Source organism: Pseudomonas imrae, assembly GCF_046352735.2.
GTDB lineage: Bacteria > Pseudomonadota > Gammaproteobacteria > Pseudomonadales > Pseudomonadaceae > Aquipseudomonas > Aquipseudomonas imrae.
The window spans coordinates 4,043,494-4,057,863 of record NZ_CP110853.2; the positions used below are offsets into that span (position 1 = coordinate 4,043,494).

The 14,370-nt window shown below is 58.9% G+C and carries 12 protein-coding genes; 4 read left to right on the forward strand and 8 right to left on the reverse strand.

The features are described from left to right. Positions 1–7 precede the first annotated feature (7 nt). The gene (locus OQ460_RS18360; protein WP_410018806.1) at positions 8–364 is read right to left on the reverse strand and encodes a hypothetical protein; all 357 of its coding nucleotides are present in this window, start codon (positions 362–364) and stop codon (positions 8–10) included. A 181-nt stretch (positions 365–545) separates the two neighbouring features. Between OQ460_RS18360 and OQ460_RS18365 the strand changes: the two genes are divergently transcribed. Then, positions 546–1,217 carry a COG3650 family protein gene (locus OQ460_RS18365; RefSeq protein WP_410022048.1) on the forward strand — a complete coding sequence of 224 codons (672 nt, stop codon included), beginning with the start codon at positions 546–548 and terminating at the stop codon, positions 1,215–1,217. 105 nt (positions 1,218–1,322) lie between these two features. After that, positions 1,323–2,936, forward strand: a complete 1,614-nt coding sequence (locus tag OQ460_RS18370) for an NAD(P)/FAD-dependent oxidoreductase (protein ID WP_410018807.1) — start codon at positions 1,323–1,325, stop codon at positions 2,934–2,936. 62 nt (positions 2,937–2,998) lie between these two features. Here the strand turns inward: OQ460_RS18370 and OQ460_RS18375 are convergent, their stop codons facing one another. Beyond that, positions 2,999–4,093, reverse strand: coding sequence for a PLP-dependent cysteine synthase family protein (locus OQ460_RS18375; RefSeq protein ID WP_410018808.1), 1,095 nt, complete (start codon positions 4,091–4,093; stop codon positions 2,999–3,001). Between the two features lie 215 nt (positions 4,094–4,308). On the opposite strand from OQ460_RS18375, the gene nhaA reads away from it, so the two are divergent. After that, the gene (nhaA, locus tag OQ460_RS18380; protein ID WP_410018809.1) at positions 4,309–5,496 is read left to right on the forward strand and encodes a Na+/H+ antiporter NhaA; all 1,188 of its coding nucleotides are present in this window, start codon (positions 4,309–4,311) and stop codon (positions 5,494–5,496) included. Positions 5,497–5,585: 89 nt separating this feature from the next. Here nhaA and OQ460_RS18385 read toward each other — a convergent pair whose 3' ends face one another. Beyond that, complete coding sequence (locus tag OQ460_RS18385) at positions 5,586–6,050, reverse strand: glycine zipper 2TM domain-containing protein (RefSeq protein ID WP_029297142.1); 465 nt, start codon at positions 6,048–6,050, stop codon at positions 5,586–5,588. Positions 6,051–6,207: 157 nt separating this feature from the next. Here OQ460_RS18385 and OQ460_RS18390 point away from each other — a divergent pair, with 157 nt between their 5' ends. Continuing rightward, positions 6,208–6,453, forward strand: coding sequence for a hypothetical protein (locus tag OQ460_RS18390; protein WP_410018810.1), 246 nt, complete (start codon positions 6,208–6,210; stop codon positions 6,451–6,453). A 36-nt stretch (positions 6,454–6,489) separates the two neighbouring features. Here the strand turns inward: OQ460_RS18390 and pdxH are convergent, their stop codons facing one another. The 5 genes from pdxH to dinG all read right to left on the reverse strand — a co-directional run bounded on the left by pdxH (position 6,490) and on the right by dinG (position 14,298). Further along, positions 6,490–7,137 (reverse strand): pyridoxamine 5'-phosphate oxidase, encoded by a 648-nt coding sequence (pdxH, locus tag OQ460_RS18395; RefSeq protein ID WP_410018811.1) that lies wholly within the window; start codon positions 7,135–7,137, stop codon positions 6,490–6,492. Between the two features lie 27 nt (positions 7,138–7,164). Next, positions 7,165–8,304 carry an OmpA family protein gene (locus tag OQ460_RS18400; RefSeq protein WP_410018812.1) on the reverse strand — a complete coding sequence of 380 codons (1,140 nt, stop codon included), beginning with the start codon at positions 8,302–8,304 and terminating at the stop codon, positions 7,165–7,167. A 141-nt stretch (positions 8,305–8,445) separates the two neighbouring features. Beyond that, the gene (locus OQ460_RS18405; RefSeq protein ID WP_410018813.1) at positions 8,446–9,591 is read right to left on the reverse strand and encodes a serine hydrolase domain-containing protein; all 1,146 of its coding nucleotides are present in this window, start codon (positions 9,589–9,591) and stop codon (positions 8,446–8,448) included. Between the two features lie 100 nt (positions 9,592–9,691). Next, entirely contained in the window at positions 9,692–12,055 is a 2,364-nt protein-coding gene (locus OQ460_RS18410) for a beta-galactosidase (RefSeq protein ID WP_410018814.1), read from the reverse strand. 98 nt (positions 12,056–12,153) lie between these two features. Next, positions 12,154–14,298 (reverse strand): ATP-dependent DNA helicase DinG, encoded by a 2,145-nt coding sequence (gene dinG / locus OQ460_RS18415; protein ID WP_410018815.1) that lies wholly within the window; start codon positions 14,296–14,298, stop codon positions 12,154–12,156. Between the last annotated feature and the right edge of the window lie 72 nt (positions 14,299–14,370).

Consider the following 14,370-nt stretch of genomic DNA (forward strand, 5'->3'; position numbering starts at 1 on the left):
ACCCCTTTCATTTCAAGTACAGCGGCACCCATTGCACTGCCAGGTCTGCAGGGATTGAAAAATGGATACGGCCACTGTCCATTACTTCCTGTACGGTAGCGGTACTGAGAAAACGACCGTCTACGTACATAGCCACCTGTTTTTTGAATGCGAACATCGTGATGGCCTTGGCACGGGCCCGGGCCTGGGCACTCAATATGACGGTTACCGGAACGTAGCCTGGGTTGGGATTGTCGACGTTTTTCAGTGTCATTGAGACTTCGGCAAAGTCGTTTGCCGACGAAAACTCCAGCCGCACAGGCTCCCCGGCAAACGCGGCGGTTGTCATGAGCAGCAATGCGCAAAAAGACCACCTTTTGTTCATCACAAACATCCAAGTAAAAATAATTGAACCTCACACAACCCATCTCATCTCGCTGTAGGAAAGGCCTGATTTGGTTGTTTTCGCCTTCAAGTTGCCTGATCACAGTTTTCAACCTGTGTCCCGGGGTTGTGATGCTCCGCCAGCCTGCGTAACGTGACGGCACTTACCTGGAGACCCGATGATGCGCGTTGCCCGTACGCTAGCCCTGTTTGTCCTGCTACCCTTGTTCAGTGCCTGTCAGATGTTCGACAGCGAGCCGGCCAAACCCTCCCTCGCCGGGCTGACCCGAATGCAGGGTGAACTGACGGCGGTGGGAGACAAACTGCTGTTCCAGCCCTGTCATGACCAGCGAAACTATGTGGTTAACGATGCCGGCGGCACCAGCATCCTCCAGGAAGCCGCGTCCCTGGCCGGTCAGCAAGATAAACTGTTCGTCGATCTACGCGGCAAGTTTTCCGGTGTCGCCAGCGGTACTCAAGGCCAGGTTGACCTGCAGCAGCTGTACCGTGTCGAACGTTCGACGTCGGCCTGCGATGATCCGGACTTCAAGCGCATGATCCTGCGTGCCAATGGCCACAAGCCTGCCTGGGCCCTGAATGTCACCAACAAGGGCATGGTATTGCAACGTGAAGGCCAGCCGCCGTTGCCAGTGCCCTATGTGGAAGAGCAATTGGGCGATGGCCGTTTCAATCTCACCACCGAGGCCAATGGCCAGTACATCGAATTATGGGTCGCCCCGCAGCGTTGCATCGATAAGGTCAGCGGCAGCCTGCAACACATGACCGCCGAGCTGCGGATCAACGGCCAGGTGCAACGTGGATGCGCGGCATTCGGCGGCTCTCGGGACGACTGATTCGACCGGTGCTGTTTTAACATGACGGAATACCGCCATTGGGGCTTATAATCGCCGGTTTGCAAAACCGCCGGCTTCACCAAACGCCGCATACCGGATCCTGTCATGTTACGAATCACCGAACTCAAGCTGCCCATCGACCATCCCGAAGAAGACCTGCGGCCTGCGATCGTGCAGCGCCTTGGCATCGCCAGTGATGACCTGCTCGATTTCACCTTGTTCAAACGCAGCTATGACGCCCGTAAAAAGTCGTCGCAGCTTTGCTTTATCTACACGGTTGACCTGCAAGTCAAAGACGAAGCGGCCTTACTGCTGAAGTTCGCCGACGATCGTAACGTCAACCCGGCGCCCGATATCAGTTACAAAATGGTGGGCCAGGCTCCACAAGGCTTGACCGAACGGCCAATCGTCGTCGGCTTCGGGCCGTGTGGGATCTTTGCCGGTTTATTGCTCGCACAAATGGGCTTCAAGCCGATCATCCTGGAGCGCGGCCGCGAAGTGCGCCAGCGCACCAAGGACACCTGGGGCCTGTGGCGCAAAAATGTGCTCAACCCCGAGTCCAACGTACAGTTCGGCGAGGGCGGTGCCGGGACGTTTTCCGACGGCAAGCTCTACAGCCAGATCAAGGACCCACAATTTCACGGCCGCAAAGTCCTCAACGAATTCGTCAAGGCCGGCGCGCCTGAAGAAATTCTCTACGTCAGCAAGCCGCACATCGGCACATTTCGCCTAACCGGCGTGGTGGAAAACATGCGTCAGCAGATCATCGCCCTGGGCGGTGAAGTGCGTTTCGAGCAGCGTGTGACCGACGTGTTGATCGAAGACGGTCAATTGACCGGTGTTGTCGTCGACGGTGGAGAGCAGATCCTGTCCAGGCACGTGATCCTGGCTCTCGGCCATAGCGCCCGGGACACCTTCCGCATGCTCCACGGCCGTGGTGTGTACATGGAGGCCAAGCCGTTTTCGGTGGGCTTTCGTATCGAACACCCACAATCGCTGATCGACGCGGCACGCCTGGGCAAATATGCCGGGCACCCGAAACTGGGTGCCGCAGACTACAAGCTGGTTCACCACGCCAAGAACGGCCGTTCGGTCTACAGCTTCTGCATGTGCCCAGGCGGCACGGTGGTAGCGGCCACTTCCGAACCGAATCGAGTCGTGACCAACGGCATGAGCCAGTATTCGCGCAACGAACGCAACGCCAACTCCGGGATCGTGGTGGGCATCACCCCGGAAGTCGATTACCCGGGTGGCCCCCTGGCCGGGATCGAACTGCAAGAACGCCTGGAGTCCCATGCATTCATCCTTGGCGGCAGCAACTACGAAGCACCTGCGCAGTTGGTGGGAGACTTCATCGCCGGCAAACCATCTACAACCATCGGCACGGTAGAGCCTTCCTATAAACCCGGCGTCGCCCTGGGGGATCTGGCCCTGGCCCTGCCTGACTTCGCCATCGAAGCTATCCGCGAAGCGCTACCGGCCTTCGAGAAGCAAATCAAAGGTTATTCGTTGCACGACGCGGTGCTGACCGGCATCGAGACCCGCACGTCTTCGCCCTTGCGGATCACCCGTGACGCCTCGATGCAAAGCTTGAACGTGAAAGGACTGTTCCCGGCCGGTGAAGGCGCGGGGTACGCCGGCGGTATCTTGTCGGCAGGTGTCGATGGGATCCGGATTGCCGAAGCCGTGGCGCGTGACCTACTCGGCATTCAAGCCTGATCCGCGGGGACGCCGCCTTGATGTGGGAGCACGCGGCTCCCACATTGGTTTTGTAGCCTGTGTCAGATGTTGGCACGCAATACAGTGTCCGGCAGCGGCTGACCACGTTCGACGCAAGCGGCAACAGCCGCCACCAGCCCTTCCAGTTCATAGCCTTGCCCAGCCAACCACGCCGGGTCGTAGTAAGTCGTGGCATAGCGCTCGCCGCCGTCGCACAAAATCGCCACGATGGAGCCCGACTCACCTGCGGTTTTCATCTGCTGAGCCGCGATCAAGGCACCAATCAGGTTGGTGCCACTGGATCCACCCACCCGCCGCCCCAGACGCTGCGCCAGGTAATGCATAGCCGCCAGCGACAAGGCATCCGGCACCTTGACCATCGCATCAATTACCTTGGGCAGGAACGATGCTTCCACCCGTGGCCGCCCAATGCCTTCAATCCGCGAGCCGCAATCCAGACGCAAGCTCGCATCACCGCTCTGGTAATACTCAAAAAATACCGAACGCTCGGCATCGGCACATAACACTTGAGTGCAATGCTGGCGATACCGCACATAGCGCCCCAAAGTGGCAGTGGTGCCGCCTGTGCCAGGACTGGAGATCAGCCAACTGGGCTCCGGGTATCGCTCAAAACGCAACTGCTGGAAAATCGATTCGGCGATGTTGTTGTTTGCTCGCCAGTCGGTGGCGCGCTCGGCGTAGGTGAATTGATCCATGAAGTGACCGCCACTTTCCCTGGCCAGACGCTCGGACTCGGCGTAGATCTGCGTCGGGTCCTGGACCAGATGGCTCTTGCCGCCATAAAAGGCGATCTGGGCAATTTTTTCCTGGGACGTCGTGGCTGGCATCACGGCAATAAACGGCAACCCCAGCAAGCGTGCAAAGTAGGCCTCGGAGATGGCAGTTGAACCACTGGAAGCCTCGATGACCGGTGCTCCAGCCTTTAGCCAGCCGTTACACAAGGCGTACAGAAACAATGATCGGGCCAGTCGGTGTTTCAAGCTGCCAGTGGGGTGGCTGGACTCATCCTTGAAGTACAACTCGATCCCCGGCAAGCCTGGCAACGGCAAGGGAATCAGATGGGTGTCGGCGCTGCGCTGGAAGTCCGCCTCAATAATACGGATGGCCTCTCGGGCCCACGGACGGTTGTCGGTCATGATCAAAGTTTCCTCAGGTTTTCAGACTTGATCTTAGGGCAATTTCCCGAGGTTCCACAGATACAGTCCTGACGAAATAAGCGACACAATTTCCCGGTTATGCACAGCCTCCAATACGCGACTTCATATAACAAAAAAGAATATAACTTTTGTTTTAACAACTAACAGTTCCGGTTAGGGTAGCCGTCTCTTGAACAATAATTGGAGAGCATCTCTTGCCTCTACGAAGCACGGTTACCCGGTTTTTCCAGCTGGAAGCGGCTAGCGGTCTGTTACTGATCGCGGCCGCCGCCCTAGCCTTGATCATCAACAATTCGCCGCTGTCTTATCTCTACAGCGGCTTTCTTGAAGTGCCCGTGGCGGTGCAGATCGGCGCATTGCAAATCGCCAAGCCGTCGCTGTTATGGATCAACGACGGCCTGATGGCACTGTTCTTCCTGTTAATCGGCCTGGAAGTCAAGCGCGAACTACTTGACGGTCATCTGTCCAAGGCGTCCCAGGTCGTGCTGCCGGGAGCGGCAGCTATCGGCGGCATGGTGGTCCCGGCACTGATCTATTGGTTCCTGAACAAAGACAACCCGTCGGCACTGGCAGGTTGGGCTATTCCCATGGCTACCGATATTGCCTTTGCCCTTGGCGTCCTCGCCCTGCTGGGCAAACGTGTACCGGTATCGCTGAAATTGTTTCTGATGACGCTGGCCATCATTGATGACCTCGGAGCGATCATTGTCATCGCGATTTTTTATTCCAGTGACTTGTCCACCGCTTCGCTGGCGGGGGCAGGCGCGTGCCTGATTGCCTTGATAGCCATGAACCGCCTGGGCGTGGTGAAGCTCGGGCCTTACATGATCGTCGGCCTGATTCTGTGGGTCTGCGTACTCAAGAGCGGTGTCCACGCCACCCTGGCCGGGGTGACTCTGGCGTTTTGCATCCCGTTGCGTACCAGGAATGCCGAGCCCTCGCCACTGCTGAGCCTGGAGCACGCTCTGCATCCATGGGTAGCTTATGGCATCCTGCCGCTCTTCGCGTTTGCCAACGCTGGGGTGTCGCTGGCTGGGGTCAACCTGGAGAGTTTCACGCATCACGTGCCGATGGGCATTGCGGCAGGCCTGCTATTGGGCAAGACCGTCGGTGTCTTTGGCCTGACCTGGCTCGCGGTGAAAGCCGGTCTCGCAACACTGCCGACGGGCGCCAACTGGGGTCAGGTGATGGGCGTCGCGATCCTCTGCGGGATCGGCTTCACCATGAGCCTGTTTGTCGGCTCGCTCGCATTCATTCCGGGCAGCAGTGAATACGCTGGCATGGACCGGATGGGCATTCTCACCGGCTCGATCCTCGCGGCATTGATCGGTTACGCAGTGACGGCAATGGCCAGCCGCAAACAGGCGGTGGTCAGCGCTTGACGTGCCTCGAAGGCGGCAGGATTTTCCCCCAATAAAAAACCCCGACCAGTCACCTGGTCGGGGTTTTTCTTTCGCCGCGCCGCTAACGCTTAACGCGTTACGCGGCTGGTACCATCAACCGTCATGATGCGCACACGGTCGCCAATGCGGAAAATCTCGTTTTCCTGAACCGCCTGGACATAGGCGCGCATGCTGCCGTCGTCTTCACGAACGGTAATTTCAACGCCTTGTGTACGGGTCAGGCCCTCTTCGGTGGCCGAACCCAGCAAGCCGCCGGCAACAGCGCCAATAACCGCGGTCACGATACTGCCACGACCGCCACCGATGGCACTGCCGCCTACGCCGCCGATGACCGCACCAGCAGCTCCGCCAATCGGGGTCTTGGTGCCTTCGATTTTCACCGGGCGCAAGGATTCGATGGTGCCCATGCGAACCGACTGTACGCGGCGCGCTTCGTCACGGGAGTAAGAGTCGCCGGTCAGGCTGGAGGCGCAGCCACCCAGCAGCAACGACATGGTGGTAAAGCAAGCAACCAGCAGAACAGACTTACGCATAGCATCAACTCCAAAGGACAGGTATTCATTAAACTCCGCTGCTTGACGCCTGTCACGGCGCGGCCCGGAGAAAATTGCTTTTATTCAGCCCCAGTACAGTTGGGCCGTACGGCAAAACTCGATGACCGGTAGAACCCACATCATCACAAGGAGCTTCATGGACTACTTCATTATTGTAGCGACTACCGCAGCCGGCCTGTATTTCCATTGGTGGCTGTATGTACGCATCAAGCGCTGGATCGACCGCGACCTGGCGTTATCCCACGCCGGGAGCGATCAGCAAAAGCGACTTTTCATGTTGCAGCAACTGGACCGCGCTCGGGCCGAGAAGGTCAAGCGCCGGGACTTGCCGCAATGGCTGCAGGACGCAGCGCAGCGATATTCGCCGCAAGTCTCTGACTAAAGAGGCCCGGGGTTCAGACAGGAGATGAGATACGCCTCAAGGCGCCAGTCGCTCGCGGGTCCAGGCGCTACCTTGCAGGCGATAGTTCAGGCGATCATGCAGGCGGCTCGCCCGCCCCTGCCAGAATTCGATACGCTCCGGCAACAGGCGATAACCACCCCAATGTTCAGGGCAGTCGGGCTGGGTATCGCAAAAGCGTTGCTCAGTCTCCCGGAGCAACGCTTGCAGCTCTTCACGATCGCGGATCACCCGGCTTTGCGGAGAAGCCCAGGCACCGAGACGACTGCCCAGCGGACGGACCTGATAGTAAGCATCCGATTCCTGGGGCGTGACCTTGACCACACGACCTTCAACCCGCACCTGACGTTCCAGGGTCGGCCAAAAGAAGGTCATGGCGGCAAAAGGGCGTGCCGCCAGTTGCTCACCCTTGGCGCTCTGATAATTGGTGAAGAAGGTAAAGCCCTGCGCATCCAGCCCCTTGAGCAGCAGGATACGGCAGTGCGGCCGCCCCTCCTGATCTACGGTCGCCAAGGTCATGGCGTTGGCCTCCACCGGAGGTTGTTCGGTCTTCACCGCGTCACCAAACCACTGGTGAAACAAGGCAAACGGCTCATCCGGGGCCTGGGCCTCGCTTAAACCGTCCCGTGTGTAGTCACGACGCATATCGGCCAATGCCTGGGTCATGCGGCTTTATCCTTCTTGCTCAACGACTCAGTTTTTTGCCTGGGTGTTCGACGCTGTTTTTTTCGCTGGCACAGCAGCCTTGGCCGTCGACTTTTTTGCAGCCGGCTTGGCAGCAGCTTTTTTAGCCGTTGGCTTGGCTGCGGCTTTCTTGGCCGGCGCCTTTTTACCCTTAGTCGCGACCGCTTTTTTAGCTGCGGGAGCCGGAGCAGGTATGTCCTGTACGGCGATCAGCTCAGCCTTCGGCGGGGTTGGCGAGTTGTATTTGCTGAGCAGCGCCAACATGGCGGAGCGCTGGGTGAACATGATCTCCATGCGACGGTTCAAGGCACGGCCCTGGGTACTGTCGTTGGCTGCACGAGGCATCAGGTCGCCCATACCGCGCAACATCAGACGATCCTGTTTCAAGCCGCTGAGGCTGAAAATCGAAGCGATGGACTGAGCACGCTCCCTGGTCAGTGCCTGGTTCTGGACGGTGGAGCCTGCGGTATCGACGTGACCCAGGACCAATACAGCGGTCTTCGGATCGCTTTCAACCGCCTTGGCAACACGAGTGAACGGGCCGAGCGTTACTGGCAGCAACATCCCCGGGCGTTTCGGGTTGTAGGAACCATCGACTGGCGCGATCACCACCAGCACGCTATCGCGACGCTCCAGTTCCAGCTTGGTGCCCTTGATGGCAGCGCGCAGGCGCGGTTCGTAGTCATCAAGCCAAGCCTGGGTGACCTTCGGGTCGGGCATCGGCACGTTGGACACGTCGACTTTGCTCAGGGACTTTGGCTTGGTTTCGAACGGCCACCACCACTTGGCATCGGTATCGGACTTGGCCACTACCGGCTCGACGGACGGTGCAGGCGTCGCGGCCTTGAGGTCTGCCTTCAGATCAGCCTTGGCGTCGGCGGCCTTGGCATCCGCCTGGAACGGCCACCACCACTTGGCGTCGGTATCCGCCTTGGCGACTACAGGCTCGGCAGAAGGTGCAGGCGTCGCGGCCTTGAGATCAGCCTTCAAGTCAGCCTTGGCATCGGCCTGGGTGGGCGTGTCTTGGGTAGTCGTCTTGTCGCTGCCGAATGACCACCAAGGGCCACCTGCAGCATCATTCTGTGGAGTTTGTGCACAGCCAGTAATAGTGAGGCAGAGCGCCAGTGCCAAGGACTTGTTCGATAACATGAGATATCCACAAAATGAGAAAAATTTCAGGGGTCTAGATGACCGATTTAACAGACGCTTCAAAATAATTAAAGTTACAACATTCTACCGAGCGTCTTTTGTAGCGTCTTTTTAACAAAAAAACACCAAGCAGCAAGCTATTTACAGACAACCGGCTAATATTCCGACCAACTTCTGCGCTCGCGGGTCCATAAGTACGTAAGGGCCCAGTGTATTAGTCACAAAACCAAACGCTACATCATGTTCCGGATCGGCAAAACCTACCGAACCACCTGCTCCTGGATGCCCAAATGCACGTGGACCAAGGCCGAACGTCGCGTTGGCGACCTGCGGCTGATCCAACATGCAGCCGAGCCCGAAGCGGGTTTGCGTCAATAAAGTCTTATCCGGCCCGATACTGTGCTCGCGAGTCAGTTGTTCCAGCATATCGGCTTCCAACAAACTTCCGTCCAACAAACCACTGTAAAACCCGGCCAAACTGCGGGCATTACCGTGGCCATTAGCCGCAGGTTGCTGCATGCGCCGCCATTCGGGTTTGTTAGTGCTGGTCAGGATGGAAGGAGGATTAGTAAATGCGCGGGTTGTCATTGCCGTAGGTTCGCGCATTGTAACCTGCAACAAACGTTGTGCTGCTTCATCGCCCATATTGCCTTTACCCCTGGCAATATGCGCGACCCGATAAAACTCCTCGTCCGCCAGCCCAACGTGAAAGTCCAGGCCCAACGGGCGTGCAACCCTGGCGACAATCGACTCTCCCGGCCCACGGCCATCGGCACGGCGCAACAGTTCGCCCACCAGCCAGCCGTAGGTGATGGCGGCATACCCATGACCTTCACCGGGTGTCCACCATGGCGCTTCGGCGGCCAGGGCGTCGACCATTACCTGCCAGTCATACAGGGCTTCGGCGGGCAACGTCTCGCGTAGCGCCGGCAACCCTGCCTTATGGCAAAGCAGTTGGCGCAAGGTAATGGTCTCTTTGCCCGCCGCCGCGAACTGCGGCCAATAGTTGGCCACGGGTGCATCCAATTGCAGCTTGCCTTCCGCCACCAGTTGCAGGGCAGTCACCGCAGTAAACGTCTTGGTGCAGGAGAACAGGTTGACGATAGTGTCGCTGTGCCAGGCTTCGGCACCATCCTTATCGGCGGTACCGGCCCACAGATCGACAACGGTTTCACCACCTATCTGGATACACAGCGCTGCGCCGCGCTCCTGAGGGTCGTCAAACAGCGCGGCAAAGGCTTCACGCACCACTTCGAACTGAAGCTCGTAATGACCCTGAATCTGCACCTGCACCCCCTCGGAAAAGCCTTACATAAAGTGGCGCACATTGTTCCAGTCATTACAGACTTTTGGAACCCGTTGCCGCCGTAATCGACACAGGACGAAATCAGTGTCCACTGCCTGAATGGCCATCCGCATGCCCAGTGCCCTGCCCCGCAGCCTTGCCGTCGCGCCCCGGTTTTGCGCCTTCCCCTTCATGCTTCGTGACCTTGGCTTTTTCGGCTTCCTTGCCCACCTGCTGGATTGCCGCCAGGTTGCTTTTGCGCACACTGTCGACGAAGCCATGGAACGGCACGTCGGTGATTCCAACCAAGCCAAAGTGACCATTTTCACCGTCCAGCAAACGACCCGTAACCGGCTGGTCGAGGTACTGAAACCAGTGCACGCCGACGATCGAAGGTTCGGCCATCGCTTGCTTGAGGAAGGTGGCATACGCCGGGCCACGGTCTGCTTCCCTGGCCAGTTGCGTCACGCCCCCCCAGAACGGACCACGGTCGACCGAGCCGAAGTTGAACTCAGTGATCAAGACGGGCTTGTCCAGGGCGCGCAAAGCCGCGAAGTCGTATCCGTCCTGGGGCTTGAGGGTGTACATGTTAAAGCTCAGCACATCGCAATACTGGGCGCACGACGCCACTGCCTCCGGGGTGCTCACGGCATAGCGCCCACCCAGCAGCATCTGGTTGGGCGCATGCCATTTCAGCGCATCGGAGATGGTCTTGAAATACATATCGGCGAAGGTCTTCTGGAAGTGCTTGAAGTCCGCTTCGATTTGCGGGTGCTGCGGATCGGGCATCGGCGGGACAAAGCCTGGGTCTTCCATCAGTTCCCATGCCGGAATATCGATGCCCCAGGCTTTCGACAAACCTGCCTGATTACGGTATTTGTCCCGCAGTTGCTTGAGGAACGCGCGCTTGGCCGGCACATCGGTAGTCATGAGCAACGTGCCATAAGCCAAGGCATAGCGGGATTTCGCATCGTTTCCAGGACCGGCCCATGCCAATTCGTTGTCTGCAAAAAAACCGATCAACCAAGGATCGTCACGATGGTCGCGGGCGGCAATCGCCACGGCCCGTTCAGTGGCCATGGCAAAGCGTGGATCAAAGGGATCGGGAATCCCGCCCCACCAGTCGATACCCGTACTGATACTGGTGTAATCACCAACAATTGACAGCGGCAATGTGTAAGGCAGCCGATCCGCAGCGACCAACTGCGGAGCACTCCAATTACCGATCGTGTTGAAGCCCCAGGCCTGCAAGCGATCCAGCGTGTGACTGACCCAACGCTGGGCGTCGAAGCGTTCAGGCGTGCAAGGCGGTTGTTGAACAGCCGGCAGCTGAGCGACGGGGGCTTTGTCAGCGGGGACCGCGCAGGGCTGGCCGTAAGTGCGGTGCAGGTTGGCGCCATAGAAGTCATACCAGCGACCGACGTCAAAACTGCGCCCCTGACCGGCACCATTGCCGCTGCGGTTGTCGCCGCTGCCGTAGTATTTGTCGAAGGGCTCACCGGCCTTGGGCAGTGCGCCGAACATCCATTCACGGCCCGCCACGTAAGTCTGGCTGTTATCTGCGGTGACAGCATTAACGCCCAGTGAGTAGAACGGATGCCCCAGCGGGGTCACCAGGTACCAACGTCCGTCACGTTTCTCGGTACGAAAAAAACCGCTGGCCTCGAAGGCAGGGCCTTTGGTCCAGCCACCGAATTTATCCAGGGAAGCCTTGTCACGCCCCCCCAGCCAACCCTTGAGCTGTTGCTGCTCCGTGACCGCTGCGGCCTTCAGTTGTTCGTCACTGCTGACTTTTTCCGGCCAGCGCCCACGGGTGGATTGCCCGTAGGCATCCACCAACTCGCTGTAGGCTGCCTTGAACACCGGCTCGCTGTCCTGCACGCCAAAGCGTTCCAACAGGATGCTCTGGGGCGCTGCGGGTTTGATCATTGACAATGTGACCGATACGACCTGACTACGGTCGATCTCGCAGGTACTGCTGGCCAGTAATACGCGTTGGCCATCGACGGTGATCGGCATGGGCGGGCCTGCCTTCATGCCCTGGCTGGACGGCGAGTTGGCTTGCAGTGGAATCAACAAGGTTTGCGCAGGGCCAGCCGGCAGGTCGACACGGCTGACCAGGGTCTTGCCATCGTTGCTCTGGACTTTCACATACAGGGTCAGCGCCCAGTCCATTGCGCTTTGGATACGCAAGCTCATGGCGCCTGACTGCGACCAGTCCCAAGCGCCGCTCTGGGGACTGAGTACCAGCCTCGGCTCCTGGGTAGGATTAAAGGTGATGCGGCGCAGTACTTCGCCTTCCGGGGTTTGTTCAGCATTGTATTGCGGCAGAGTGGCGTCCTGGGTCACTACCTTGACCACGTCTGCGGGCCGGACAAAGTTGAACAGTGTTTGTTGACCGGTCGGTGCAGCCCACAAGGGCGCAGCGAACAGCAAGGCAAACAGGGCGGGCAGCGTGCGAATCATACGAGCAAGGTTCTCCCAAACGGCCGATGAATGGCCTGATGAAGTAAAGCAGTGACGGTGAGATAGACCACAAGATGGGCGAATTCGCCCATCTTGGTTCAAGATATTTCACGCCTGAACGGCGGTAACGCATTGAGGATGGCCTTGCCATAGCGCTGGGTGACCAGGCGCCGATCAAGCAAGGTGATGGTCCCGCGATCCTGTTCGGTACGCAGCAGGCGACCGCACGCCTGGACCAGCTTCAAGGAAGCATCAGGCACCGAGATTTCCATGAAAGGGTTACCGCCCCTGGCTTCGATCCATTCGGCCAACGCGGCTTCCACCGGATCGTCCGGCACCGAGAACGGGATCTTGGCGATCACCACGTGTTCACAGTAGGCACCAGGTAAATCCACTCCTTCGGCGAAGCTGGCCAGGCCGAACAGCACGCTGGAGTCGCCACCGTCGACACGCGCCTTGTGCTTGTTGAGAGTTTCCTGCTTTGACAGGTTGCCCTGGATAAACACCTGCTTGCGCCAATCGCGATCCAGGCCATCAAATACGTCCTGCATCTGCTTTCGTGAGGAAAACAGCACCAGCGTACCCTTCGATCCTTCGACCAGCTCCGGCAGATCACGAATGATCGCCGCCGTGTGGGCCGCGGCATCGCGAGGATCTGCCTTGAGGTCTGGCACGCGCAGTACGCCGGCATCGGCGTGATGGAATGGGCTCGGCACCACGGCGGTGACAGCTGCTTTCGGCAAGCCGGCACGCATGCGGAAGCGGTCGAAGGTGCCCAGCGCCGTCAGCGTCGCCGACGTTACCAGGGCGCCATAGGCCACGTTCCACAGGTTGCGCCGCAACATTTCCGCAGCCAGGATCGGGCTGGCGTTGACCTCGATATCGAACAGCGCACCGCTTTCCGACAGGGTCAGCCAGCGGGCCATGGGCGGATTGTCTTCCGGGTCCTCAACGGTGAAGGCGGTCCACAACTCCCAATTGCCCTGGGAACGGGACAGCAGGCTGCCAAACAACGGGTACCATTCTTCGGCCTGGTTGCTCGCGATGCCGATATTGACCTCGCCGTCCATGCCTTCCTTGAGCAAATCGGTGAGACGGGTGAACAAGTCGGTCAGGCGCGAAAAGCCTTTCTTCAGTTCAATGCCCATCTCGCGCATATGCTCGGGGATCATCCCGCCAACAAAACGGTGGCGCGGGCGCTCGCGACCTTCGACATCTTCGCCGGGCCTGAAGTCCGCCACCTGCTCGCAGGCACTGAACATGAACTGCTGCTGTGTCTTGATTTCCCGCGCAAGCTCCGGCACCTGTTCGATCAACTTGCCCAGATCGCCCGGCAGCGGGTGCTGAGCGAGCAGCTTGGTGAGGTTCTTGGCCGTGGTTTCCAGCCAGTCAGCAGTGGAGCGCAGGCGCGTGTAATGAGCAAAATGGCCGATGGCCTTGTCTGGCAGGTGATGACCTTCGTCAAACACGTACAGCGTGTCGCGCGGATCAGGCAGCACGGCACCGCCGCCCAGAGCCAGGTCGGCCAGGACCATGTCGTGGTTGGTGACAATAACGTCGACCTTGCCCATGCCTTCCCGAGCCTTGTAGAAGGCACATTGACCGAAGTTCGGGCAATGGCGATTGGTGCATTGGCTGTGATCGGTGGTCAGGCGTGCCCAGTCGGCGTCTTCCAGGGCATTGGGCCAACTGTCGCGGTCACCGTCCCATTTATTGCCGGCAAGTTTCTCGATCATGCTGGTAAACAGCTTCTGACTGGCCTCATCGACCTCGATCTTGAAACCTTCCTCTTCGAACAGCGATGCAGTGGCAGTTTGCGCGTGGCCTTCCTGCAACAGTACGTCGAGCTTGGACAGGCACATATAGCGCCCCCGGCCCTTGGCCAGGGCGAAGGTGAAGCTCAGGCCGCTATTGCGCATCAGGTCCGGCAGGTCTTTGTAGACGATCTGCTCTTGCAGGGCGACGGTAGCGGTAGCAATCACCAGGCGTTTGCCGGCGGCCTTTGCAGTCGGGATCGCCGCCAGGCTGTAGGCCACGGTCTTGCCGGTACCGGTGCCGGCTTCCACAGCCACGACGGCCGGGTCGCCACTGCGCCGACCTTCGTCGTCGGTGTCGATATCCCCAAGGACCTTGGCGACTTCAGCGATCATCAGACGCTGGCCGTACCGCGGTTTCAAGCTCTTGGCTTCGAGAAAACGCGAGTAGGCGCCCTGGATCGTGGTTTTGAGTTCAGTGCTGATCATGGATAGTCGGGCGCAAAAAACGCTGGATAAATTTTCAGTGGTTCGGATCGGTCGCTATCATACCCCGCTAAT

What these genes read in the sequence shown, in the direction of transcription:
- OQ460_RS18375 (WP_410018808.1), bottom strand. Translation starts at nt 4,093, where the DNA reads ATGACCGACAACCGTCCGTGGGCCCGAGAGGCCATCCGTATTATTGAG.
- OQ460_RS18400 (WP_410018812.1), bottom strand. Translation starts at nt 8,304, where the DNA reads ATGTTATCGAACAAGTCCTTGGCACTGGCGCTCTGCCTCACTATTACT.
- OQ460_RS18365 (WP_410022048.1), top strand. Translation starts at nt 546, where the DNA reads ATGCGCGTTGCCCGTACGCTAGCCCTGTTTGTCCTGCTACCCTTGTTC.
- OQ460_RS18390 (WP_410018810.1), top strand. Translation starts at nt 6,208, where the DNA reads ATGGACTACTTCATTATTGTAGCGACTACCGCAGCCGGCCTGTATTTC.
- pdxH (WP_410018811.1), bottom strand. Translation starts at nt 7,137, where the DNA reads ATGACCCAGGCATTGGCCGATATGCGTCGTGACTACACACGGGACGGT.
- dinG (WP_410018815.1), bottom strand. Translation starts at nt 14,298, where the DNA reads ATGATCAGCACTGAACTCAAAACCACGATCCAGGGCGCCTACTCGCGT.
- OQ460_RS18385 (WP_029297142.1), bottom strand. Translation starts at nt 6,050, where the DNA reads ATGCGTAAGTCTGTTCTGCTGGTTGCTTGCTTTACCACCATGTCGTTG.
- OQ460_RS18370 (WP_410018807.1), top strand. Translation starts at nt 1,323, where the DNA reads ATGTTACGAATCACCGAACTCAAGCTGCCCATCGACCATCCCGAAGAA.
- OQ460_RS18360 (WP_410018806.1), bottom strand. Translation starts at nt 364, where the DNA reads ATGAACAAAAGGTGGTCTTTTTGCGCATTGCTGCTCATGACAACCGCC.
- OQ460_RS18410 (WP_410018814.1), bottom strand. Translation starts at nt 12,055, where the DNA reads ATGATTCGCACGCTGCCCGCCCTGTTTGCCTTGCTGTTCGCTGCGCCC.